19 protein-coding genes are annotated in these 26319 nt (G+C 47.6%); 9 read left to right on the top strand and 10 right to left on the bottom strand.

The genetic code is table 11. The features are described from left to right. Window positions 1-100: 100 nt before the first annotated feature. The 4 genes from EL628_RS21475 to EL628_RS21460 form a co-directional block, all read right to left on the bottom strand. Complete coding sequence (locus EL628_RS21475) at window positions 101-1369, bottom strand: ABC transporter permease (protein ID WP_245994358.1); 1269 nt, start codon at window positions 1367-1369, stop codon at window positions 101-103. A 16-nt stretch (window positions 1370-1385) separates the two neighbouring features. Continuing rightward, a complete protein-coding gene (locus tag EL628_RS21470) occupies window positions 1386-2204 on the bottom strand; it encodes an ABC transporter ATP-binding protein (RefSeq protein ID WP_245994355.1) in 819 nt (272 codons plus the stop codon). 280 nt (window positions 2205-2484) lie between these two features. Further along, window positions 2485-2727, bottom strand: a complete 243-nt coding sequence (locus EL628_RS21465; RefSeq protein ID WP_126582063.1) for a hypothetical protein — start codon at window positions 2725-2727, stop codon at window positions 2485-2487. A 778-nt stretch (window positions 2728-3505) separates the two neighbouring features. After that, the gene (locus tag EL628_RS21460) at window positions 3506-5494 is read right to left on the bottom strand and encodes an NAD(+) synthase (protein WP_126582062.1); all 1989 of its coding nucleotides are present in this window, start codon (window positions 5492-5494) and stop codon (window positions 3506-3508) included. A 435-nt stretch (window positions 5495-5929) separates the two neighbouring features. Here EL628_RS21460 and EL628_RS21455 point away from each other — a divergent pair, with 435 nt between their 5' ends. The 3 genes from EL628_RS21455 to EL628_RS21445 all read left to right on the top strand — a co-directional run bounded on the left by EL628_RS21455 (window position 5930) and on the right by EL628_RS21445 (window position 10207). Then, window positions 5930-7459: a sialidase family protein gene (locus EL628_RS21455; protein ID WP_126582061.1), complete on the top strand. Its 1530-nt coding sequence runs from the start codon at window positions 5930-5932 to the stop codon at window positions 7457-7459. A gap of 813 nt (window positions 7460-8272) precedes the next feature. Further along, window positions 8273-8806 carry a hypothetical protein gene (locus tag EL628_RS21450; protein WP_126582060.1) on the top strand — a complete coding sequence of 178 codons (534 nt, stop codon included), beginning with the start codon at window positions 8273-8275 and terminating at the stop codon, window positions 8804-8806. A gap of 30 nt (window positions 8807-8836) precedes the next feature. Further along, complete coding sequence (locus tag EL628_RS21445; RefSeq protein ID WP_126582059.1) at window positions 8837-10207, top strand: hypothetical protein; 1371 nt, start codon at window positions 8837-8839, stop codon at window positions 10205-10207. Between the two features lie 10 nt (window positions 10208-10217). On the opposite strand, the gene EL628_RS21440 is transcribed toward EL628_RS21445, so the two are convergent. The 4 genes from EL628_RS21440 to EL628_RS21425 all read right to left on the bottom strand — a co-directional run bounded on the left by EL628_RS21440 (window position 10218) and on the right by EL628_RS21425 (window position 13872). Further along, window positions 10218-11030, bottom strand: coding sequence for a hypothetical protein (locus EL628_RS21440; protein ID WP_126582058.1), 813 nt, complete (start codon window positions 11028-11030; stop codon window positions 10218-10220). A 78-nt stretch (window positions 11031-11108) separates the two neighbouring features. Continuing rightward, complete coding sequence (locus tag EL628_RS21435) at window positions 11109-11414, bottom strand: hypothetical protein (RefSeq protein ID WP_126582057.1); 306 nt, start codon at window positions 11412-11414, stop codon at window positions 11109-11111. Window positions 11415-11907: 493 nt separating this feature from the next. Beyond that, window positions 11908-12264, bottom strand: coding sequence for a response regulator (locus EL628_RS21430; protein WP_126582056.1), 357 nt, complete (start codon window positions 12262-12264; stop codon window positions 11908-11910). Between the two features lie 66 nt (window positions 12265-12330). Beyond that, the gene (locus tag EL628_RS21425) at window positions 12331-13872 is read right to left on the bottom strand and encodes a PAS domain-containing sensor histidine kinase (RefSeq protein WP_126582055.1); all 1542 of its coding nucleotides are present in this window, start codon (window positions 13870-13872) and stop codon (window positions 12331-12333) included. Between the two features lie 571 nt (window positions 13873-14443). On the opposite strand from EL628_RS21425, the gene EL628_RS30860 reads away from it, so the two are divergent. The 5 genes from EL628_RS30860 to EL628_RS21400 all read left to right on the top strand — a co-directional run bounded on the left by EL628_RS30860 (window position 14444) and on the right by EL628_RS21400 (window position 21647). Next, entirely contained in the window at window positions 14444-15835 is a 1392-nt protein-coding gene (locus EL628_RS30860) for a collagen-like domain-containing protein (protein WP_126582054.1), read from the top strand. Between the two features lie 315 nt (window positions 15836-16150). Further along, window positions 16151-18082, top strand: a complete 1932-nt coding sequence (locus tag EL628_RS21415) for an NHL repeat-containing protein (protein WP_126582053.1) — start codon at window positions 16151-16153, stop codon at window positions 18080-18082. Between the two features lie 112 nt (window positions 18083-18194). Then, the gene (locus EL628_RS21410; protein WP_126582052.1) at window positions 18195-18413 is read left to right on the top strand and encodes a hypothetical protein; all 219 of its coding nucleotides are present in this window, start codon (window positions 18195-18197) and stop codon (window positions 18411-18413) included. A 154-nt stretch (window positions 18414-18567) separates the two neighbouring features. Further along, window positions 18568-20019: a glutamate--tRNA ligase gene (gene gltX, locus EL628_RS21405; RefSeq protein WP_218028976.1), complete on the top strand. Its 1452-nt coding sequence runs from the start codon at window positions 18568-18570 to the stop codon at window positions 20017-20019. Window positions 20020-20309: 290 nt separating this feature from the next. After that, window positions 20310-21647, top strand: coding sequence for an IS4 family transposase (locus EL628_RS21400; RefSeq protein ID WP_126582051.1), 1338 nt, complete (start codon window positions 20310-20312; stop codon window positions 21645-21647). A 364-nt stretch (window positions 21648-22011) separates the two neighbouring features. Here the strand turns inward: EL628_RS21400 and EL628_RS21395 are convergent, their stop codons facing one another. Together EL628_RS21395 and EL628_RS21390 are read right to left on the bottom strand one after the other, a co-directional pair. Beyond that, the gene (locus EL628_RS21395; protein WP_126577820.1) at window positions 22012-23151 is read right to left on the bottom strand and encodes an IS110 family RNA-guided transposase; all 1140 of its coding nucleotides are present in this window, start codon (window positions 23149-23151) and stop codon (window positions 22012-22014) included. A gap of 639 nt (window positions 23152-23790) precedes the next feature. Further along, a complete protein-coding gene (locus EL628_RS21390; protein ID WP_126582050.1) occupies window positions 23791-24690 on the bottom strand; it encodes a PrsW family intramembrane metalloprotease in 900 nt (299 codons plus the stop codon). Window positions 24691-25111: 421 nt separating this feature from the next. On the opposite strand from EL628_RS21390, the gene EL628_RS21385 reads away from it, so the two are divergent. After that, window positions 25112-26251, top strand: a complete 1140-nt coding sequence (locus tag EL628_RS21385; protein ID WP_126582049.1) for a hypothetical protein — start codon at window positions 25112-25114, stop codon at window positions 26249-26251. The last annotated feature ends 68 nt before the right edge of the window (window positions 26252-26319 follow it).

Below are 26319 nucleotides of genomic sequence, written 5' to 3'. Positions count from 1 at the left end.
TGTTAAAAGTGAAGCAGAGGCCTCATTACCAGATTTCGTTGAGGTGGATTGTCGAGAACAAAAGACCTCGTTTGAAGTCCTGAAGGGATACGCCTCCCAATTACTTCACTACGGCTGTTTTCTGTTGGAAACGGAAAAGTCGTAACGCAATGGCAAAACAGATCAGACCATAGACCAGCAGGCCTAGAACATCAGGCAGGATCTCAATAAAGCTTTTACCAAGGAGCATAGAGCCATTCAATCCCTCCATGGCCCAGGCTGTAATACCAACTTTGGCCAGTTGCTGTAACCAGGTCGGCTCCAGATAGAGTGGCCACCAGGCGCCACCAATGGCGGAGGTAATCAGAACAACCAGACTCACCAGCGAACTAACTTGAGAACGTGTCCGGACCAACGAGACCAGTAGCATACCAAGACCAGTCGCAGCAAAGCTCGTACCGATCAAGAGCAGAATAACCGACAGCCAGTCATGAATATTGACTTTAAAAATGAAGTAGCCAACGATAAAGATAATCGATAACTGCGCCATCGTCATAATAAATTGCGCCAGCATTTTGCCACCCAGCAAAGCATATTTCTGGATCGGAGCAATTAACAACCGACGGAACGTCCCTTCCTCTTTCTCTTGCAAGATCGTTGCAGCCACAGCATTCAGCCCAAAGAGAGCGAAGAAGACTGCATAACCTGGCAGGGTCTGGTCAAATGGCCCAACTTTAGTCGCATGACCAGCAGCCAATGTTTCAACGGTCTGATCGGCCTCTGTATTAGCGGCTGCAATTGCACTGCTAATAGCGGCTGTATCAATCGTATTTTGAGCACAATGGTTACCTGCTTGCTGACAGACCTGATAGACCTGGCTCACCCCTGCACTACCAGCTAACTGTGACTGCACAACTTTATTGACAATATTTTGCACCACAGTAACACGCAGATCAGTAGTATTGGGCAAAGCATAAAATTGGACAAGGTTCTTCGGAGTCGTGTTCTGCTGAATATCCTTAATCAAGGTCTGGCTGGCGTCTGAAGGGATCACAATACCTACATTGGCGGCATCGTTAGCGGCTGAGACGCGATCGGTCACCTGATCTGCCGTCTGATAGGTATGCACTGTAATTGTCAGTTGTTTCGTATCAATCTTAAGAGCATTGGCAATACTCTTCCCAATAAATGCATCCTGCGCGGTCTCCTGATTATTCAATGCTACCTGAATCTGAATATGGCTACCACTATCGCTCGAGAAGCTACTCAAGGCGAACCCCACGACCGAGATAAGTATCAGAGGAACCACCAGCATAAAGATCAGGCCGTTTCTATCTTTAATAATTTGTAAGAGATCTTTTTTCGCAATATACCAGAGTGCCTTCATCATTGTCCTCTCAAACTGATTAATCACGCAATGTTTTGCCGGTGAGTTGAATAAATAATTCCTGGAGACCATGGGGGCGCTGCACTTCGCGATTCTGGTCACGCAGAGCAAGCAACTGCTCCAATGTCCCGGAGGCAATAATCTGTCCCTCATCCATAATCGCAATATGGTTACAGAGTCGCTCGGCCTCTTCCATATAGTGAGTTGTATACAGGATTGTTGTTCCCTGAGTACGAAGCTGCTCAATCATATCGAAGATACGCTCACGAGATTGTGGATCAACGCCAACCGTGGGCTCATCCAGCATCAGAAAGGTTGGTTGATGGATGAGGGCAATAGCCATATTGATACGTCGCTGCATTCCACCCGAAAACTTCTTCACTGGATCTTTACGACGATCGTAGAGCCCGACGAAATGCAGGAGCTCCTCCGATCGCTCCTTCCGTTCTTGAGCAGAGAGCCCATAGATGCTCCCAAAGAAATCCAGATTCTCTAAAGAATTGAGTTCAGTGTAAAGAGCTATCTCCTGGGGCACAACTCCAATCATCCGCTTGACCTTGCGCGGCTCTCGCGTAATCGATTGCCCATTAATCAGCGTATCGCCAGAGGTTGGCTCAAGATAGCCACAAAGCATATTAATGGTGGTACTTTTCCCGGCTCCATTTGGGCCCAGCAAGCCGAAGATCTCACCTTTGCTAATTGTAAAAGAGAGATCCTTGACCACTTCCAGTTTCCCAAAAGTCTTGACAAGATGCTGTGCATCAACCATATTGCCACCATCTTTTGGTTCAGCAGCGACCTCACCCTTTGGCGGCTTTGTTAAAAGAGGCTCTTGCATAATTTTATTATCCTTCTAGTGTTTTCGCATTTAAGTTTATCTTTATATAACGCTACTCTAGTATACGCAGCAAGTTTAAAAATCTCAAACCTGCTCATCAGCAAGAGATTGCACTACTATTTAAAGAAACAGCGCTAACATATCGTTGCCTTTTGAGAGGAAGATGCTCATCTGCATACTAATAGATAAGCCTGTAGGCAAGGATGAAAAAAAGCTCCTCTTTTTCAAAAGAGGAGCCTTCAATGGTTCTCAATCCAGGCATGAAGAAGCCGCCCGATACCTAAGCTTTGCTGATGATCTCACGAGCAGTAACCTCAAAGTGACAGCCAGAGTAGTCTTCAAGCACATAAACAAGCTCACAATCTTGTTTCAAATACTTCCAGGCTACCACCCCTTTAGCCCGACCATCAGCGAACGTCACCCTCTCATTAATCGCATACTCTCCATCAGAGATTAATTCTCCGTATTCATGGCTAAATTGGCGATAGATAAATAAGCGAAATTTAGGGGTGTCTTTGTACATGTGAGGCTCCTTACCCGACGGGGTTGCATATTGTAGAGGAGATGATCAATCTCATTCATATTATGCCAGAGCTTTCACTTTATATGCAAGCGAGCAGGACCCTCATATGTCTTACGGACTCCATTGTGATGTTCCACCATGTGAGCCTACCCATCACATTGTTTCCAGTTTCTCATTGGGCTATGGAGGGGCTCACAGAGCGGAGTGGGAACAGAGGAAAGAGACAAGCGGCTTTCCCTACTTGACAGTTTTTTATATGTGAAATAGAGCAATATGCGATAATAAAAGTAGGACGTCTCCTTCCTAATGGTGGAGTTCCACCATGTCAGCCCCTCCATGACATCATGTCCCATTTTCCGTTTCCCATTCAGCTATGGAGGGGCCGCCAGAGCGGAGTGGGAGCTGAGGAAAGAGACAAGCGGCTTTCCCTACTTGACAGTTTTTTATATGTGAAATAGAGCAATATATGATAATACAAGTAGGACGTCTCCTTCCTAAATGTGAAGCTCCGCAATGCCAGCCCCTCCATGACATCATGTCCCATTTTTCCCGTTTCCCATTGAGCTATGGAGGGGCCCACAGAGCGGAGTGGGAACTGAGGAAAGAGACAAGCGGCTTTCCCTACTTGACAGTGTTTTATGCTTGAAATTGAACACGATACGACAAAACAAGTAGGACGTCTCCTTCCTAATGGTGGAGCTCCGCCATGCCAGCCGCTCTATAACATCATGTCTCGTTTCCCATTGAGCTATGGTGGAACTGGAAAGGAGGAGCTGCGTTATCTCTGGGCATCCTCCAGTTCATCCAACTCTTGCAGCCAGAGGGCACTACTGGCATCACTGGGCATCCGCCAATCGCCTCTGGGAGAGAGCGCCACTGAACCGATTTTTGGACCATCAGGCATCGCCGAACGCTTAAATTGAGAAGCGAAGAAGCGCCGATAGAACATGCGTAACCAGCGCAAGATCTCTGCGGGCGTATGGTGGTGCTCAAAAACCTGACATGCCAGCCAGAAGATCTTGCGTGGCGAGAAGGCATGACGCACTGCATAGAAGAGAAAGAAATCATGCAGCACATAGGGTCCGATGGTTGCCTCAGTCTCCTGGACAAGTACATCGTTCTCACCCAGTGGCAAGAGTTCCGGGCTAATCGGCGTCGCACTGATATCACGTAAGACCTCAGCAGTCTCGCCTGTATAGACACTATCAGCAGACCATTCAATCAGATAACGCACCAGTGTCTTGGGAACACCTGAATTAACATGATACATCGACATATGGTCAGCGTTATAGGTGCACCAGCCCAGCGCAAGCTCTGAAAGATCGCCTGTTCCAACCATAAAGCCATTCACTTGATTGGCTATATCCATCAAGATCTGCGTGCGCTCACGGGCCTGCGCGTTCTCATAGGTAATATCGTGCAGGTGCTCATCATGCCCAATATCATGAAAGTGCTGCAAGACGGCTTCGCGGATAGGGACCTGCCTCAGGGTAATACCCAGTGAAGCTGCCAGACGCTCTGAGTTATTCAAGGTGCGGCTCGTGGTCCCAAAACCAGGCATGGTAATGGCAACAATGCCCTCTCGAGGCAGCGAAAGGAGATCGAAAGCCTGTTGCGTAACAAGCAAGGCCAGCGTGGAATCCAATCCTCCTGACAGCCCCAGCGTCACATGGGTAGAGCCTGTATGTTTGAGCCGCCTGGCTAATCCAACGGCCTGGAGATGAAAAATCTCCTGACAGTTCTTAGCCCGTTGAGCCTGATTGGCGGGCACAAAAGGAGTTGGCGAGAGATCTGAACGAAGCAGTTTATATGATTCAGATGATGTATTGGGAGTCGGCAGGTCTATCTGAATGGTCCGATAGGTCTGTCTGGGTCGAGCTGAGGAGAAGCTACTATTGCGTAAACGCTCATGATTTAAGCGCTGGACATCAATGTCGGCAGTTGCTATCTGAGTCTCGAAGTGGAGTCGCTCAGTCTCTGCCAGCATATGTCCATTCTCGCAGATAAAAGCTGGTCCAGAGAAGACGATGTCCGTAGTCGATTCGCCGGGCCCCGCGCCCGCAAAGAGGTAGGCAGCCAGACAACGTGCCGATTGCTGCTGCACCAATGCTCTGCGATATTCCGCTTTCCCTAGTATTTCATCGCTCGCCGACGGATTGAGCAGGACCGTCGCACCAGCCAGCGCCATACTACCACTTGGCGGCTCAACTGCCCATAGATCCTCACAGATCTCAATACCCATCGTACAACCTGGAAGGTTCCTGGCAGTGAACAGGAGGTCAGCGCCAAAAGGAATTGCCTGCCCTGCAATAGAGACAGTGTTCAGACCCGGCGGACAATCTCGCGTTGAACTAAACCAGCGCTCTTCATAATATTCGTTGGTACTGGGGAGATACGTCTTTGGCACAATACCCTGCACTGCATACTCACTGACAAAGGCAGCACAATTATAGAGCCTGCCCCCTACTTCTAAAGGCAGACCAACCACAGCAGCCACATTAGCATCTCCAGCCGCTCGGGCAATTTCGAGCAGTGCCTGACTTGCCTGCTGCTGAAGAGCTCTCTGATAGAATAGATCTCCGCAGCTATAGCTGGTAAGACTCAGTTCCGGAAACAGAACAAGACGGCTACCATGAGAAGCAGCCTGGCGTAGAGCCTCGCTAATCACCTGTGTATTATGACGAATATTGGCAACCTGCAAATCTGGTACAACAACTGCAACACGCAGAAAACCTAGAGTTCCAGGGGAGAATTCTTCCTGACTCACGCTTTCCCTCTTCTCTCTTCATGTGCCCTGATAACACTTATCTGATCCTGTGCAACTGACTGGCTGCGAGCAGCATCGGCCTGGCACATCAGTGGATGATGAACTTATTGGTAGGCTTTCACTATATCATAGCAGGGGAGCACCCGCAAAGGAGCACCAGCAAGCCACCATTCTTTCAATATTCAGGAGCCATCCCGACAGACTATCGCATATGCTTATTTACCCGATCAATCAAGCACTATTCTCCACAATTGCAATGCGAGCAGTGCAAAAAAAAGGCAATTAGTACTCTTTTTTCCCCCAACCGAGGTAAAGAACAGAGAAAAACGATTAAACTAACAAGAGTGGTTTAAGAGGCCACGCTATAACGACGTGCTACGTTCCCAGATATTGCATGTATGCACATTTAACGTTTGAATAAAAAAGGATAACAGCATGAAGCTTTGTCGTCTCCTACGTCGGGATAATCTCCCTCTCTTACTACTGACAATAGTTCTTACCATCACCTTCACCTTCTTGAATCAGCAACAGGTACGTGCTCAGGCTGCATCCCTCTTTGTAAAGCAGGTGAGCGCTGACCCTTATAAGAACAGCGACTCTCAACATCAGACGCAGGTCGAACCAGATACATTCTCTGTTGGCTCAACGGTCGTTTCAGCCTTCCAAAGTGGACGTTTTGTCAGTGGAGGAGGAGCCTCAGGGATCAGCTGGTCAACCTCATTTGATGCCGGATTGAGCTGGACTGGTGGCTCATTAAAGGGGATCACCATAAACGATGGCGGACCCTATGCACGTGCCAGTGATGCCGTAGTCGCCTACGATCTCGCACATCATACCTGGCTCATCTCTTCACTGGGTGCCAAAACGACGTTTGATGGAGTCGTAGGAAGTACCGCGGTCATCGTTAGCCGCTCCTCCAATGCTTTAACCTGGAGCAAGCCAGTTACTGTCGCAGCCAGCAGCTCCACTCAGAACTTCGACAAAGACTGGATCGTGTGTGACCAGCATCCAACCAGCCCTTTCTTTGGTCGCTGTTATGCGCAATGGGACGATGGAGCCAGCACACCATGGTTAACATTCATGAGCTACTCCGATGATGGGGGACTTACCTGGTCCACACCACAAAACCTGAACAACCAGACATTCTATGCTCAAGGTGGGCAGCCAGTCGTACAGCCTGATGGTACTGTCATTGTTCCCCTCTACGGCTTTGACTTGAACGGCGTTGAAGGAATCTACACCTATCGTTCAACGAACGGAGGCGCAAGTTGGACCGATCAGCAACGAATTGCCCCACTGACCTATTCCACAACAGTCGCCTCATTTTATCGAGGAGGGTCCTTACCTTCAGCAGAAATTGATCAGGCAGGCAAAGTCTATGTTGCCTGGGCTGGCTGCTACTTTGAGGCTCAGTGTAAGACAGATGACATTGTCATGACCACCAGTACCGATGGGCTAAGCTGGACACCATTGCAGCGCATCCCTCTCGATGCAATTGGAAGCAACGTAGAACATCTTACGGCTGGTCTCGCTGTAGACAGTACGACAAAGGGAGATCATGCACATCTCGCCGTAACGTATTATTACTGGGCCAATGCTGGCTGTAGTGCCGCTACATGTCAGGTCTATGTTGGAACGGCTAACTCAACCAATGGCGGCTCAACCTGGAGCCAGCACCAGACCCTGGCAGGTCCAATGGTTACCACAGACTGGGCACAGACCGACATTGGCGCGATGACTGGCGATTACATCTCTACTTCAATTGCTGCCAACTTCGCGGTAACCGTCATTCCAGTCTCTCGCGCTCATACGGGTCAGACATTTCATCAATCCATGTATGGTGCCAGCACGTGTGTCAGCGGAGGATCAATACCCAGTGAAGTACTCGCTACCCCCCCTGCGACCACGCTCTTACAAGCAGTCCAAAAAGGTACTTCGGCAAAAATGCAGTACCAGGCCAACTAACTAAGTACACCATTTGCCAGATTATTCGCCTTCCTAATCGCGAAGCTCTGCCATGGCAGCCCTCCATAGCGCTCTGTCCCATTGAGCTATGGAGGGCTCACATTACGGGATGGCAATATAGGAAAGAGACAAGCGACTTTCCCTACTTTGTGGTGCATAATATCTATTTTCATGTGATAAATAACAAGACAAGTAGGGAAGGTTGCTTGTCTCCTTCCACAATTGTCCCGTTCTGTCATGCCAGCCCCACCATCGCTTCCTTTCCTGTTTTCCGTTTCCAATTCTGTCATGGAGGGGTGAACAGAGCGGAGTGGCAGCAGAGGAAAGAGACAAGCGACTTTCCCTACTTTACAGTTTTTTTATACAAAATAGAGCATTATACAATAAGACAAGTAGGGAAGGTTGCTTGTCTCCTTCCACATCTCGACATTCCGCCATGCCAGCCCCTCCATAGCATCCTTTGCCCATTTCCATTTCCAATTGAGCCATGGAGGAGCTCACATCACGGGGTGGCAAGAGCTAACATGAGGAACGAGCCAGGCAGTCATCTCCTAACCCAAATACAACACCTCCCACAACACCAGAACTCCACCAAACCTCAATTTTCAATGGACATTGGATAAATATCAGAAGTATCCGTCCTTACCAGATAGATTAATAAAAATTATATGCAAGCGACAGTGAGCAACAACATATACAATATCAGCAGAGAATACCACTATTCTTGAGTAGAGCAACATATCCTAGTTAATAACCAGTTCATCATTTTAAGGAATGCCCAACTACGACTACACGAAAATGGAGAGTAAACCAATGACTTCTTCTTTAAGTTACCTTGTTGGTCAAACACTCACATGGACCCCCACTGCCATATTAAAAACACGCTACGACCTGATCGGGCCAGAGGCGGTCCCACTTGCAAGCCTGGATATGAGCAACTGGTCGTCAAAAGCGAATGCAACCGTTCCTGAAGGGACGCTCTTTATAAAAAAAGAGGGCTGGTCTGGGAAAAAAATTGCAATCTACGCGATGGAGCGAGGTCCGCTTATAGCTACCTATCAACGCACATGGACAGGAACAAGCGGTAATCTCGTCTTTTCCAATGGTCGTACATTCAGATGGAGAAAGAGCAATTTCTGGGGCACACAAAAAGCCTGGACAGATGCCGCTGGCAACACATCATATGTACAATTCTCGGCACATAGTTTCTCGCGCAAAATAGAAGTCATATTCGACTCACAGGCAGGACAGATACAAGAGCTATCTTTGCTTCTTGTACTGGGGCTGTATAATATTGTGGTTGAGAGACGAGATGCGGCGGCAGCCAGTGCTTCAGCATCTGTGTAATAATTGTGCCCACTGAGGAATGTGCTTGATATGACAACGTCTTCTCCTTTTCGCCACAAAGTCTTATTAGGTTGGATCAATGATATCTCCAGTATCCCTCGCACAGGAAAACGATGGCCGATTATTGATATAGATGAACAGACGATGCAAGATTATCGTGAGCTCTTTCCAGTGATGAAAACATCGGGCTTTGATACAATCTGCATCTGGGGTCTGTTCATCAATCATAACTGGAACCCTGAACTTAAACAGTCAATCACCGAAGAACGTCGAAATGCCATTAGAGAGCTGCTAGAGGAGGCTCATAAGCACGACGTTCGTGTGCTCGCAGGGCTTGGGCTCTACAGTTGGGGATTTGAAGAGATTATTCGGAACCATCCTGAAGTGGCAAAGAACAATGGGAGATTCTGCTGGGGCCAGTATCTTGAGGACAATGGCGTTGTCATGTGCTATAGCACTGAGGTTGCCAGGGAATGGCAGCGCAAGATCATCGATTTTATCGGCGAATTTGAGATCGATGGCTTTCAATTGCAATCTGCCGATCAAGGACGCTGCGCATGTCCCAACTGTCGCGAACTGGGAGAGATGGCATATCATGCAGCCCTCAATAACGAATTTGCCACCTATATTCGCACTAGATGGCCTCAGATGACGATCTCGGTCAGTGGTTGGGGCATGTCATTTAAAGAAGAAGGGGATATTCCACATCTTCAGAAAATGAGCCAGGCATTAGATTACATCACCGACGTAACAGATCAATCCATTGCCAGCGCCCACCCTATTCGCAGACAGCTTATCCAGACGCTCAATAGCAGCTTTGGCTCTCTGGGGGGCACCGTCATTGTTCCTCCACAACGCTGGGATCGTCTACGCTGGTTTTTACCTCATGCTGAGATCGCGGGTAAGCATATTACAGCTCTGGCCTCCGATGGTGGAAGTGCCTATGAATTTTTTGCAGGACCGCTCGTAAACCCTCAATACGAGATGATGACAAAATACATTGGCAGCATGCTCAAAAATCCTGCCATGACGCCTGAAGAAGCCTTACCTCCAATTGTGGAAGAGCTCTTTCAACCTCGAACAGCAGGAGTCCAGACGGGCCTGGTACAGGCATTGTTTGCATTAGAGCGACTCTACTTCTCAAAGATTGAACAGCCCCTGGGTGAATTTGACTTCGAACCATTAGGAGGCGAGGAGCCAGGACCACCTATCTACCTCGATCGGTTAACAACAGGTGCCCTGCACCAGTATCATACAGAGCTCCAAAACTGGCATCAGCAATGTATACCTCTTGTCAAGGAAACACACCGGCCATCTTACGGGAATAAAGTACTCACCTGTATAAAGAATGTACTCGAGGACGTCTCTCGCAATATGCAAACAGGCGAAACCCATTATTAAGGAGAGTCACTCAATCTGAATGGCGCAGATAGCCGGGATCATCCATATGTGGCCCCAAAAATTCGAGCCGATAGGTACCGTCTGAACAGGCAACATCGTGATAATAGCAGAAGTAGGAACCACTACCTATTGCTTGCGAAGGAGAGGCCACAAATCCCTGAACAGCTTCGCTATGACCAGGATACTCAGAGCTATATCCATCTGAAATGATCGTATAATGGGTCGTAAAGGGGAATTCTACCAGAGGGCGCAAGAAAACAATTGACTGGTCATCATGCCGGGAGAGCAGAGCAGACTCTAACGAAAACCATTTCTTCCATGCGATATTTGAAAAGGTTCCACGTCTGGTATCCAGATAACAGACTCCATATTCAACCCCAGAAGTCGCCTCTGACGGAAATATGGTATCGCCATCAATGAGCAGGCTCATATTTCGATTCGCTCGCCAGGTTCCAACCAGCTCCTGGCCGTGTTTCCATGTATGTTCTCCATAGAGCAAGACTGGCTTTCCCTGCTGATAATCAGCATTGGCCTCGTCCTGAGTGATCTCCTGCCAGGTAGAGATGGGCACAACAAAAGTGTTGTTCTTATACTGTGGAGTATGCTCTGGCAATCGTGATCTTGCCGATTGCTGCGAAGGAGGAACAGTGCTATCAGTAAGCAATCTCATCGCATTCGTAAAATTGACCGTAGAAAGCTGGTCCCCATTTAGCAACTGTGCATGATACGTTCTTTCCAACAACCACTGCTCGCTCAACTGTACCGAAAATGAACCCTCATCATGGCTATCGGCTTTCACTGTTCTATCACTAATTTTTTCCATCTCTGTCATCCTCTCAAAACTATCCACTACATAAAAGCCCTGCAACACAATACTTATACAATGGCAAGGCTAAAGATACTATAGCTTATCCTGCTCTTGCATCATATCCAGCGAATGTTCCTCATCTTTTGTCATAATCCAGAAACTTCTGGCAGTCAGCAGAAGAGGTATCAGGATACCAATTATCCCTAAAACAAAGCTAAAGACACTAAATCGAGCTGACGAGCTAAGAAGCATCAAAGTAACAATTGTCACAAGCTCAATTAAGCCACCCATAATGAGTGGGCGAATCAGACGATTGGGAGGAGGCAACAGGATTGCAGTCTCAAGACGCGCTTTTTGTAAGGCGTTAGCCTGACTGATCAGGATACTTTGTTTCTCCATGGAAGTCCTCTATTTCTATATGCGAATAAATGGCCTTCTCTTTAAAACAGAAAAGGGAAGAATATCATCCTACACACCATCTAAAGCCTTATATTGCCTCTTTTCCATTTCCTATTTTCTGCCTATCAAGCAGACTAAAAATGGGAAAACAGAATGAAGGAGCGCCAAAACTACAGATCGTTTGCCCTTTTCAGGAGAGTAAAACGAAGCAAGACTGGTAGGAAAAGCAGGGGAGGAGATATGCCTCTATCAAAAGGTGAACTTTTGATGGAGATATAACCTGAGCGCTATGAAGTAGAAAAGACATGCTTTGAAGAACACAGCCACAAAAATCTTGTGCTGCCTATATAGTATATATTATTTTCAATAAAAATGCAATGCCTATTACAAATTTATTTTTATGAAGAGTTACCTTATTCTCAATAAAGCTGAGAAGCTCCCTGTCTTGAGGTTTAACGGGAGAGAATAGAAATAGTTTGATTTTTCGGCTCTATCAACGAGCATATTTTTCCACTTTATCGAGAAGATCCATCATTTCAAAGGGCTTAGCAAGAAAATCATCTGCGCCACATTCTCTAGCTAGCTTCTGTGTATCTTTATTAGCAGAGCATAAAATAATGGGAATATGTTTTGTCTGAGCCTGACTTTTCAAATAGCGACAGATATCTGTCCCATCCATGCCAGACATCCACACATCTAAAAGAAGTATATCTGGTAGATTATGCTGCATATTCTGGACAGTGAGCCCATCGCGGGCAGTGATCACCTCATAGCCAGCATCTTCGAGAATCATCTGCATTGCTTCCAAAATGCCTGTATCATCATCAGCCACTAAAACCTTATTCTTCATATGGTAGAAAAAATCCTTTCAGAGTACCTTCAAGACAAAATTCATCGTCAAGATGATCATGTGTTATCAATGAGTATCGTGGTGCATAGGTATTTTGAAACAGAATGTCGATCCTTTGCCCTCTTCACTCACCACTTCAATAGTTCCACCCTGACGCCTGATAATTTCTGCTGAGATATATAATCCAAGACCAATTCCTGGAATAGTTTCATTCCCACTCACGCGATAAAAACGTTCGAAGACCTGTTGTTGTCTTTCATATGGAATGCCCACGCCAAAATCCTGCACACTAAACGCAATAAAACCCTGCTCTAGAAAGCTTTTCACAATAATTTTATCAGAATGGGGAGAATACTTGATAGCATTGGTCAAAAGATTCACGATAACCTGCTCAATACGATCTCTATCGCCATAGACTACCCTCTCCGTGGCTCCTTGTTTCTCTATCACATGATTACTGGTCGTTCGCTGGACCTCTTCAACAACCTCATCAACCAGTTCATCAAAAAGAAAAAAATCTTCATTAAATTGAAGTTTTCCGCCCTCAATCTTCGTTACATCCAGCAGATCGCCAATAAGAGAGGTTAATTTATTCAATTGTGAATCCATTTTTCCCAACAGAGCACTGGATCTTTCATCGCCAGCCCGAGCAAAACGATTCTGCAGGACCTGAGTAAATGCCTTAATGCTAGTCACAGGCGTTTTAAGCTCGTGGCTAACAATGCTCATAAAATCATCTTTTTGGGTCTCAAGCTGCTTACGGACAGTAATATCGCGGGTTGAGCCAGCAACCAGGACCACATTCTTATTGGAATCAAAAATGGGTACAAAAATATACTCATAATATCCCTGTACGCCCATGGGGCTGGTATATGACGTTTCATCAGTCACAGTCTTGCCAGTCAGAGCGACCTGTTCAATCTGACTCTGAAGCAGCGTCGCAAGTTCTACGGGGTAAGGTAGCTCATGAAAAGTTTTGCCAATGATCTCATCCAGTGAGAGCCCTAATAATTCTAGCAATGCATTATTTGAATAGGTAAATCTCCCTGAAGTATCAAAGGTATAGACAAAATCTTTGAGGGCAGAGAGCGTAACATCAAAAAGCTGGGCCTGCTGTTCTAGTTGTAGTGCCAGTTGTTCAGCTTTTTGCCTTGCAATAACCTGATCTGTGATATCATAGCCATGTGCGACAATCCCTACTGGATTAGTATGTACATCACGCAGCGGTTCATAGACAAAATTCAGATAACGCTCTTCAGTGATTGCACCCGGCGATCGTTGTAAGCCAATTTTCATCTCATTGCCAATAAAAGGTCTGCCCGTTGTAAGTACGTTATCAAGGATTTCAATATATCCCTGACCACGAACCTCTGGCAATGCCTCAAACACCGATTTGCCAATAATATTTCGATGCCCAACCAGTTTGTAATATGAGCCATTCACCATCTCAAAGACATGATCTGGCCCACGTAGTACGGCTATAAATGCAGGGGCCTGCTCAAATATATCAGCTAACTTACGCTTTTCTGTCTCTAACTCTTGCTTGAGAGCTCTTAGCTCCTCTTCATAGCACTGTTTTTCAGCGTGTGACAAACCATCCTGACCCATCCTAAGAAGCTCTCCATTTTACACTCATCCAATACCTATGCAGAAGTAAGTGGCACAGCTTACCCCGATACCTGTCATTATACACTTTTAATATACCCAGGGATACAGTCTGAACGCTTGAAAATAGCTTCATATTCAGGAAGAGGTCCTCCAATAAGGGATAACTTGTTAATCCCAATGGGGATAATTACCCTACTATAGTTAAATGAACGCAACAATCGGAGTGGATTCTACAGGATCAGTCTTTCCTTACACTATCCACGATATAGTCGAAATTATATTTTTTTTGCAATTTATAATTTCCCATATTCCAACAATTAAATCCATAAATAATCTACATATTCCTATACACTATATAGCCAAATTGTATTCCATTCACTATAATGTATTCCTTAACCTCACCGATAACATACATTGTGAAGACAACAGGTAAAAATCTTCACAGTAAAAACCTTTCACAGCAATAGGCTGGTTCCTGAGAGACAAATGGATAGCAGTGTTGGTCATGATAAAGTAATCCCTGGAATCATGGGTTGCTTTTGAAGTAAGCAAAAATGGAGTAAAACATTCTATGTTGAAGCCAATTAACGTAGGAATTTCTCTAGCAATCTGCTTTTTAGGAAGTTCCGCGCTTCTAACTACTGGAGTTGAAGCAAGTACACACGCGAAGTCAGGTACGGTTGTTAATTGCTATTACTTTGATCAGGGATGTAATAATGGCTATAGTACCCAGTTAGAATCATACAGTTATAAGCATTTTACGCATAATAATCATTCTGATCACAATAATCATTCTAACAATCAAAGAGGCCCACGTGGACCGCGAGGGTTCCCGGGTCCTCAGGGACCTCAAGGTCCTCAAGGTCCTCAAGGTCTACAAGGGCCTAAGGGGGATACCGGTCCTCAAGGTCCTCAAGGCCCACAAGGGCCTAAGGGGGATACTGGTCCTCAGGGTCCTAAGGGGGATACTGGTCCTCAAGGTCCTAAGGGAGATACTGGTCCTCAAGGTCCTAAGGGGGATACTGGTCCTCAAGGTCCGCAAGGGTTAACTGGCCCTCAAGGTCCTAAGGGGGATACTGGTCCTCAAGGTCCGCAAGGGTTAACTGGCCCTCAGGGTCCTGCTGGTCCTCAAGGGCCTAAAGGTGATACCGGTCCCCAGGGCCCGCAGGGGTTGACTGGTCCTCAGGGTCCACAAGGATTGACTGGTCCTCAGGGTCCACAAGGATTGACTGGTCCTCAGGGCCCGCAAGGGTTGACTGGCCCTCAGGGGCCTAAGGGGGATACTGGTCCTCAAGGCCCTGCTGGTCCCCAGGGGCCTAAGGGTGATACCGGTCCTCAGGGTCCGCAAGGGTTGACTGGCCCTCAGGGCCCCAAAGGTGATACTGGTCCTCAGGGTCCTAAGGGTGATCCGGGTGACACAGGTCCTCAAGGCCCGCAGGGTCCTAAGGGGGATACTGGTCCGCAAGGTCCGCAAGGTCCGCAAGGTCCGCAAGGTCCTCAGGGTGAACCAGGAGTAAGCAATGGCTTTGATACAGTTACGAGCATGGCCATTGTATTAATGCCTCCAACTAAAGATGAGGGTAGATTTACGACGCACCCAACAACGGTCTTCACTCTGCCATTGCCTGCTGGCAACTTTGTTGTCAACGCGATTGTACCAATTCAATTCCTTACTCCTCATGGTCAGGTAACCTGTCAGTACCAATTTGTCAATGGCTCTGCAGATGGTGGGACAAAATTAGCTACAGCGATAGGTAGCTCACCAACACCAGGAGGAAGCGTGTTCGGCTTCCAGACACTCCCACTTACCGATTCAGTCACAATCAATGCTGGTGGTGGATCAGTTTCGGTCGTCTGCACTCTTGCACCAACTACGGGGCAGATTCCAGCGGCAACGGTCCAGCCTGGTGCCTCTATGACGGCAGATCAGAAATCCTCTCTGGTTTTCGAGCCACAACCATAAGGCCTGCTTGACAGAAAAAGTTTTGGCTTCGGTGAGCCCCTTCTCTAATGGGACCTCACCGAAGCCAAAACTTTTTTTGTTTTATTGATGCTAATTCCCACCTATTCCATACTATCTCATAAAACAATCTGCTATTACCAGAGCCACATTCCATTATAAGAAACATACTATTAACCATGCGAATAATGAAAAATGAAACATATATTAGACACTATGATTTATACTATCAGTAAGGCATATATCATATACATAACCTCACACAATATAAAACGCATCAGAGCTTATAGATGAGGGGTTGGGAGAAGGAACAGGGTGATGAAGAGCAGAGCGCCACACCTATGGATAAAGGGCATTATTTTTCGTCTAATCTTTCTATTTATTTTTACATCTACTGTACTGGTTTTACAGCCGGTCCATACAACTCATGCAATTACACTTAACCCTGTAGCAGTTACTGTTTATGGTCAGGGTGGAAGTTTTACTGCCAGCACAGCCAATAATGGTGGCATCACTGCCAGCAGCCTGAATTCGCCCAGACGTGTTGTCAACGACAGTAATGGCAACCTTTATATCTCTGATTTTAGCAACAACCGCGTTCTCTATTATATTGCTGGCAGCACAACTGCCACGCGCGTCTATGGTCAGAATGGCAGCTTCACCACTAATATTGCCAATAACGGCGGCGTTAGTGCCAATAGCTTAAGCGGACCCAAAGGTATGATCCTTGACTCCAATGGTGGGCTCTATATTGTAGATAGCGCCAATAATCGCGTCCTCTATTATACTGCTGGAAGCACAACCGCCACGCGTGTCTACGGCCAGAATGGCAGTTTCATCACCAACCTTGCTAACAACGGCCTTATCAGCGCCAACAGCCTTAATTCTCCCGTTGGAGTAGCCGTTGACAGTAGCAACAACCTGTACATTGCCGATGGCAGCAACAACCGTGTCCTGTTCTATCCCTCTGGCAGCACAACCGCCACGCGTGTCTATGGCCAGAATGGCAGCTTCATCACCAACCTTGCTAACAATGGTGGCATCAGCGCCAATAGTCTTAGCCTGCCTGTCAGTGTTGGCGTTGATGGTTCAGGGAATGTCTATATCAGCGATGTTAGTAATAATCGCATGCTCTACTATCCATCTACCAGTACCACAGCTACCCGTGTCTTCGGTCAAGGAGGAAACTTTACAACTGGCACTGCCAACAACGGAGGTATCACTGCAAGCAGTCTCAGCCAGCCATATGAAGTGCATATTGACAGCAGTTATGACGTCTATCTTGTCGATATTGGCAACAACCGTGTCCTCTTTTATCCTCCGAATAGCACCATAGCAACCCGTGTGTTTGGCCAGGGAGGGAGTTTTACAACTGGCACTGCCAACAATGGAGGCATCAGTGCAGCCAGTCTGAATCAACCGATAGGAAGCGCATTTTATCAGGATGGCACCCTCTATGTAGCAGACAGCAATAACAATCGTGTCCTTAAATTCCAGACAGGTCTTGCAGTCTATACTCAGCCGCCAGCCAGCTCGCTGGTGAATGCATCTTTTAGCGCCGCCTTCAGTCTGATTGATATTGGCTCAGGTGGTATCTATACAGATTTTACAGGACCAGTAACGTTGGCAATTAAGAGTGGAACAGGTGCTACCGGCGCGACGCTTAGTGGCCCGACAGCCGTTAATGCTGTCAATGGTGTGGCCACCTTCTCAAATCTTTCAATCGATAAGGGCAGTACTGGATATATTTTATCCGCGACCAATCCCAGTGTAGGAACAGCTAACACCAATGCCTTTACCATTATTGGTCCATTGCTTTTCACGCCCCTCTCGAATCCAACCTTCTCATTTACTTTAACAGGGGCGACAAGCACAATTGTGGCCCAGCACATCTTTAAGGTCAATGACACGACCCAATCAGGGGTAGGCTGGCATGTCACTATTACCTCAACGCAGTTCACGACTACGGATGGAAAAACCTTGCCAACAACTGCAACAAAGATTACTGGCGTTAGTGCCGCCTGTACGAGCGGTCAAACGTGTACTGTTCCCACGAACAGCATCACCTATCCTATTACCGTGCCCGCTGCCTCTACAGCACCTGTAGCCAGCACGTACTACAACGCTGCTGGCGGAACAGGCACAGGAGATATCACCATTACAACGACATTCTCACTGACGGTTCCGCAGGGAACAGCCTCAGGCACCTATACAAGTACTTTTACTGAAACGCTTATTAAAGGGCAATAAAAGTGCTTGACAATCTGGCCTGGTTTACAGTATATTCCTTATAGATACAACATAGATAAAACATAGATACAACTTTTAAGTCTCTGCCTTTTTATTCAGGAGCTACAATAACGTGCGATTCGCCAACAGCACTCTTCTCACAAAAGAGGATTTTTCTATCTCTAACCGGGTGCTGTATTGTGCTCTTGATAACCATATACGCCGCACCAGGATTGCGGTGCCCGGAGGGCAAGCACCAGGAGAGATAACCGCCACAAGCAGCACTGTGCTCAGGCACGATAATGCAGCCGGTCTCTCCTGGTGGATTGAATCTCTCTCCCCAGATATCTAACCTCCACAAACGTCCTTCCCGATGAACATATCAGATCAAAAATGGCATGCACGCTCACTATAGCCTTTGCCGCCTATCTGATTGTGCCTCTATACCAAAAACATCATATGACTTCCGCAAAGATAATAAAGGAAGCATATAAAGGAGTTGAAGCATGGCATTCAACCATATGCGCCTGCGCATCGCCCCCAGTCCAACAGGACCTATTCATGTGGGAACTGCTCATACAATGCTCTTTAACTGGCTCTGGGCTCGTAAGCAAGGAGCAACATTTATCCTGCGATTGGAAGATACTGATGTACAACGTTCAGAGCTTCGACATGAGCAGACGGTGATCAACGAAATGCGCTGGCTGGGCCTGGACTGGCAGGAGGGGCCTGACATCGGTGGTCCGTCTGGCCCATACAAGCAAACCCAGAGGATGGAGCTCTATCAAGAGTACTTTGAGCGTTTGAAAACACGTCAGATGATCTATCCCTGTTACTGCACATCCGAGGAGTTAGAAGAGGAGCGCAGACATGCCAATCAAGCCAAAATACCCTACAAATACTCACGCAAATGCCTCAATCTTTCTCAGAGTGAGCGAGAGAGCAAAGAGATCAGTGGACGGATTCCTTGTTGGCGGTTAATGGTGCCAGAGAATCAGATCATTGCTTATGACGATCTGATTCGCGGACATATTGAATTCTCATCCAATGTTATTAGCGATCCAGTCCTTATACGGCCAACTGGCATGCCACTCTATAACTTCGCAGTCGTTGTTGACGACGCAAGTATGGAGATTACGCATGTTATACGTGGAGAGGATCATATCTCTAATACACCTATACAGCTACTCATTTATCAAGCACTTTCACTTGAGCCACCTCAATTTGCTCATTGCGCCAACTTGCTAACCGTTGAGCGCAAAAAAGCTTCTAAGCGCAAAGGAGATCTCTCAGTAACCTCTTATCGTAAACAAGGTATTCTGCCCGAGGCACTTTTTAACTATCTCGCGCTTTTAGGATGGACGCCTGAAGGTGAGGGGCGAGATCTCTTAACACGTGAAGAGATCATACATGAGTTTGACATCAGCGAGGTAAGTCGAGCTGCCGCTGTTTTTGATGAGGAGAAACTGAAGTGGATGAACGGCGTCTACCTGCGCCATAAAACGCAAGAAGAGTTCGCAGAGTTAGCACTACCTTTTCTTATACAGGCAAATCTCACTACTGAAGAGGAGATCCGTACGCGCTGGTCCTGGTTTGTCGAGCTGATGGCTCAGGTACAAGAACGTGTACGTACACTGGCTGAGATACCATCATATGTAGACTTCTGCTTTCAAGAGGTCATTTATGATGAGCAGGCAATGCAGAATCTTCTTACTATCGAGCACAGAGAGTTTCTACACCGAGTTGCTACAGTTCTCAAGAAGGTCGACTGGAATGTACCCAGTATCGAACAGGCAGTACGCGGTCTGTTACATGAGCCAGCATCTCAGTTGAAGGCTGGAAAAGCATTGTTAGCATTACGATTCGCTATCTCGGGCCGTACCGTCAGCCCACCACTGTTCGAATCAATATACCTTCTAGGCTACCAGAAAGTAGAGAACAGATTAACGAAGCTATAGCTTGCTTAAAGAGCAATGAGGGGTTCCCTATTGGACTCCTCCATTGCTCAATTGGAACATGGAAAATGGGCAATGATGCTATGGTGGGGCTGGCATGGTGGAATGTCGAGATGTGGAAGGAGACAAGCTACAGTGACTCCAACTAATTCACGGAGAGGCCTGGGAAGCCGATCCTTCGCACTTGATCATGGGTCCTCTGGAGCCCCCCATGGGTCCTAGAGCGGTTGCCAAAAAGGAAAAAAAGAAGGACAATCCGAATAAAAATCTCAACTCGAAAGGACATCCTTCTTATGTTGTATGATACACCATCTGGTCGTGAGCTTGTCAAGTCGTCAGAGCCAACCCAAACCCTGGAAACCTTGTTGATCGAGGCGAGCCGGGATCTGGTGGTGCCGGGAAAGAGGCGTGGTCGACCACAACGCCTTTCTTCCTCCTTTCTCTTCCTTGGTATCTTGATCTGCATGCTACGCGGCTGGAATTCCCAATTGGACCTCTGGCGACTCCTCAGCTTTTCCGGCGTGGGAACTTTGCCCCCGGTCCGCGTCTCCGACCAGGCGATCTACAAACGGTTGGCGCAGAACACGCATGCGCATTTTCGCGCGTTTTTCGAGCATATGAGCGCATGGCTGTGTGAGCGGATGAACCTTCGCGCCGATCTCAGCCTGGCTCCGTTTGCCAATGATGTCTTTGCCCTCGATGAAAGTACGCTGGATCCCAGAAAACGCTGGATTGCGGAGTTGCGACAGGTTCCCATCGGCGATCGACGCTTGCTGGCTGGCCGCATTGGGGCGCTCTTCGATGTCCGTCGGCAACAATGGAAACGAATCGATGTGTTCAATACCGTAGCCGATTGCCGACGTGCCGCTTTTGATCTCATCAGTGGCATTCCCGCAGGAGCCCTCATCCTCTTCGATCGGGGCTACAATGGCTTTGAGTGGTTTGATGAATTGACGACCCGCCGCCTCTGGTGGATTGGACGGGTCAAGAAAAACATGAGTTACAAGGTTTTGCACGTGATCTACGATCGCAATGGCATCGTCGATGCCCTCGTTCAGGTCGGAGCCTTTCGTGCAGATCAAGCCAGATATACCGCTCGATTGGTGCGCTATTGGTATCGAGGCCAACAGTATGAGTACCTCACCAATGTCACTGATGCTCGTCAGCTCTCTGTGGCACAGATTGCCAGGCTCTACGATCGCCGTTGGGACATCGAATGCGCCTTTCGTCTGCTCAAAGATTATTTAGGACTCAAATGGATCTGGAGCGCGAAATGGGAGGTGATCCAGCTCCAAATCTGGGCGACGGCCCTCCTGGCACAATTTTTCCATGCGTATCAGATGCATATTGCCGAGAAAGCGGATGTTGATGTGTTTGATGTGTCCCTCGAACTCCTGGTTCGTCATGTTCCACGATGGCTTGCAGAGGGATACGATCCCATTGACGTTGTGCTGTCCCAGGGTAGCGCGATGAAGATCCTTCGTTCGAGCACGCGCAGCCGCCGTGAGCTCTTTCACGTTCCCGTGGAAGAGCTGTGTGATCCTCCCGACGATCTTCCACGGCAACGCAAACCGCGCTATGCGCATAAGGCTGCTGGCAATTTTCCCCGCAAAAAGAAACAAGATTCTTGAATTAGTTGGAGTCAGTGAGACAAGCTACCTTCCCTACTTGTATTGTCGTATCTTGCTCCATTTCGCATATAGATCTATGTTAAGTAGATACCGTCTTGATTGTCAAGAGGAAACGTGACCAATTTTTCTTGTTGACCTGTTTTTCCTTCGTTTCTGACAGGCTGAAAGCCTAACCGAAGCCCGCAACTGGCGTCAAGGCCACTGCGTTTTCCCTTGACACCAGCTGCGGCTTCGGTTGACCATTGCCTGCCTCAGAAACGAAAGAAAAACAGGCCTGCTGGAGCCCACACCGATGTGCAAGAGCGTCGAAAACCACGACGCTCTTGTTGAGCAATACGAGGAACGATGTGCCTGGATCGAGCTGTTAGGCCACCTGTGACATCACCGATGACGCATCTTTGCTCCCATGGGTCGGCCAGGCTTTTCTCGCATCATAGCGCTGGCCGGTCGTGTAGAGCGCAAAGAGAATACGCACCAGTTTGTGCATGACTGCGACCAGAATCTGTTTCTGACACAACCCTCGAGCTTGCAGTTGCTGCGCCCACTCCCGCATATCAGGATCAAATCGTTTGCTATTGAGCGCCGACATGTAGAGCCAGCTGCGCGCTTTGGCATTGCCTCCTCGCCGTTGAGCTTTGCCTCTGACAGAGGTGCCCGAGGTGGCAGCATGAGGCACCACCCCAATGTAGGCAGCCAGCTGAGCCGCTGAATGAACCTCTTGCATCGTCTTCAACAGGCTGTACATGCGCACGGCGGTCAACAGTCCGATCCCTTTGATCTCCTGAAAATGATCGACACACGCGAGGCCCACCGCTTTCTTGTGCCCCAGTACCAGGGGCTCCTCTTTTGCGGGGGGTGGGGTGGTCGTAGTCCGCTCGGATGCAGACAACGCCTCCTCAGATGTCTGGCGTTGCTGCTGCGCGATCTGCTTCAACAGATCGCGCATATGAGCATTCGCCTGTTCTTTTTGGTGCTCGACGAAGGCGATCAGCGCTTGAATCTGCTCGCGGAGGGCAGGCGAAAGCCGCTGATTTTCCAGGCGATTCACCTCCTGTTGCTTGAGGCCTTCCAATTGATCGAGCCGCTCCAGGCTCAGTTTCAATTGGATATGAAGATCATCAAGAGGATGCCAGGCAGGGGGCTGTTTTTGAGCGGCATACAACGCTAAAAGGCGGGCATCCAACGGGTCCGTTTTGGCCAGTTGTCCTTCACTTTTGCGAAATGCGTGCATTTTATGTGGAGCGACCACGCTCATGCGATGGCCTTGAGCATCCATAAAGGTCGCAAAGGCATCAGAGTAGGTTCCGGTGGCTTCCGCACAGACGTGAACCTGAAGAGCCCCTTGCTCAACAAGCCACTGCTGCGCTTCTTGAAAACCGGAGAGGGTATTGGCGATGCGCTTGTGGAAACGACGGCCTTTTTCGGTCCCCAGATGCAGATCGATGGTGAGCTTGGACACATCCGCACCAAGAGGAAGCAGGGTGGATTGCAGAGGATACGCCATAGGAAGACCTCCTTGTTTCTGATATACTCTGTTCACAAGATCAGTTGTCCCGACTCGGTGTCACCCTTGTATGCGGGCTCTTCCTTGCAGTGGGCAACTGGTGGGGGAAGGCTCCTTGATACCGTTGGAACTCGACGTCTGGAAACAGCACTTAGGAGAACGATCTACTGAACGTGGTCAAAGCCAACAAGGGAAAGTTCGTCTTCACTGAGTGCTGAACTGATCTTTCTTCTTCTTTCTAGCATACAAGAAACCTTCCTTGTTGTTAAGATACAAGGGAAAGTCGCTTGTCTCTTTCCTCTGCTCCCACTCCACTCGGTGAACCCCTCCATGGACAATGGGACAACGGAAAACGGGCAATGATGTTATGGAGGGGCTGGCATGGCGGAACGGGAAATTTAGGAAGGAGACAAGCTACCTTCCCTACTTGTATTGTCGTATCTTGCTCCATTTCGCATATAGATCTATGTTAAGTAGGGAAAGTCGCTTGTCTCTTTCCACTGCTCCCACTCCGCTCGGTGAGCCCCTCCATTGCTCAATTGGACAACGGGAAATGGGCAATGATGCTATGGTGAGGCAGACATCTTGGAGCTCCACAATTAGTATGGAGAATAAATCCTCAGGTTGTGAATAACGGCACTACATATCGGGCAAAGGAGTCAGCGTTGGTAGTTGTTCCGTGTTGATGCGCTGTCGCTGTCGAATAGCACGCTGATACAGTGCAGTCAGGACGAGGACGCCGAATATGCCAATGATGACAGTTGCAAGCGGGATATCCACGCCAGAGATGTCGATGGTAAATGGAAAGAGGAAGAGTGGAAAACCATCCCAGAGGCCATGCAACAGCGAGACAAACAGATAGGTGAGAATAACTGGCAGGTTGATGCGAAAGTGTCCCCCCTTACTCTGACGAAACAGGACCGCCGCGATAATAGCCGTCCAGGTTCCATGACCAAAGGGGGCCAGTAGTCCACGCAGAATCGTTGAAAAAAGCGAGGCCGTTAGATGCCCCTCGCTCGCAAGAAACGCAGTAAAGGCATAGCCAGTGCTCTCTAAAGCCGCAAAGCCCATCCCTACGGCTGCTCCCAGTAACAGTCCATCAATCTGTGATCGCGGCTGCATTTTCCTGGCCAGAACGATGACGGCCAGGATCTTACAACCTTCTTCAATCAATCCCACTAATAAGGCCGTTGATAGAGTCAGACCCTGATCTGGAGAGGAGGGTCGCGGCAACAAAATGGTTTCAAGGATTGAGGCCCCAAGTACACCCAGAATACCACCAACCGCAAAGCTACGCCCAATTGTCTCCGGACTCAACGAACTCAGATGCTGATGATCATAGAGGAACACTACAAATACAATCGGAACGAGGAAATTGCCAATCATAATCACCGTTGGAAACATGTTGGGATTTCCCGTAGCAATCAACACAATGGTTGTTGCCACAAACAGGACAATACCAAGCAACAAAGTTGAAAGGCAGCCCCGCTGGCCATGAGCCATATACCGAGGCTGTGGTGCCAACGTATTCTCATCCATTGCACATCTCCCCTCTAATCGATCAGTTCTCGCGCTGATTGTTCTGCTTCAAAATCAAGAACCAGTCTGTGCTTGCTGATATATACTGGTTCTTGCTCCTTACTTTCCTACGACGAACAGTAAGCAGAAAAAGGGGAATCGCAAACAGAATCAACTCAGGAGAGCAAGGCAGAAAACAACACACTACCTGTCTCAAATAATGAATGCTCTCCCCTTTCAGCTAAACTAGATCTGATACGTTTCTAGAAAAGAGAAGGTAACTCTGCTATCCATAATTAGTGATGTTAAAACCTTTTTTACGAAATTTATATCATATACTAATAGTAGGGTATTTGGCCCTACAACAAAGAGCAAAAATTGAGACATTCGCTAAACATTCTCCAGAATAGCACGTATGAAAGAGAAAGGACTTCAAGTATCAATGAATAAGGACGCCAATAACGATGCATCGCAATTGCAGGTCAATGATCTTCTCTTTAATGAGATTGCACGTGGTACTGATTATGTATTGTATCAAGCATCAGCCTCACGCACGATTGACGAGATAACTATTGATCTCTTTCTAGAACAGGTTCCAGACAAGGGCTGGTGGGGAGCTCTTCGTCTGAATGACCGCTTCAAGATTCAACTTCATCTTGACCATGACACACTCTTTCCCACACCAGAGATAGCTCATCTGGCCATTGAAGATTTCCTATCCAATCGCCATCAAGTAAGCAGCATGTTTGAAGAGATGCGTCATAACGGACAAAATTCGACCACGTTCAGTAACGTTCCTCCCAGACCTGCAACCATTGATCCCGACAAATATTTCTCACCAGTCATTCTGGAAGTGAACGAAATTATTTTTACACTCTATCGCCACTCAAAGGCAGAGGCAACCTATCGATCATGGACAAAAAGACAGATGGGAGAGATCACCGCTGAACTCTTCCTTTCTCATAAATACTGGAACGGTTGGAAAACGGCTCTAAAATTTCTAGATGGAAAGATAGCCATATTTGAACAGGAGATAGATCAAGCCTTTCGCACACCAGAGCTGGCACTGGAGACACTATTTTCATTCTGCACTGAAAGCGTAAATAGAGCAAATCTTGCACAGCAGATGGAGAAATTGCAAACGCAGGATGTCATTGCCATTAGAAACCAGATGGCACCTATAGCAACCACGAAACCACCTCTGCGGGTGAATGATAGTGACTTTATATGGCAGAAACAGACCAGTCAGGGAGAGCTCTATCAAGCCAGAAAGGCTCGCTTTATCAATCTCAACAAAGCCTACATTCAGTTGCTTGAAACAAAGGAAAAAGGATGGTCAGGTGGTCTAAAATTCAAAGACATTGAAGAAGTCTATTTTGAAAAAGCGCATGATGTGGGCTTCGCTACCCCTGAAGAGGCGCTCGCAATGGTCTCTACATTTATCTCCACTGGCAAGATAAACATACGGATGCTCCGCTTCGCTCATAAACAGAGAATAGCTCTACAATGTAAAATCGGACGATACGATCAGATTGTCTCAATCAACAGTAATGAAACTTCTTCATCAGACCACACGTACTAACCATGATAAGAAAACGCCATCTAGAAGCCTGGGATGAGAATAATTCTGAAACATTCCTCCATTTTTTA

The organism is Tengunoibacter tsumagoiensis, assembly GCF_003967535.1.
Classification (GTDB): domain Bacteria; phylum Chloroflexota; class Ktedonobacteria; order Ktedonobacterales; family Ktedonobacteraceae; genus Tengunoibacter; species Tengunoibacter tsumagoiensis.
The sequence above is the reverse complement of the archived record's forward strand: the minus strand, read 5'-3'. Positions and strand labels throughout refer to the sequence as shown.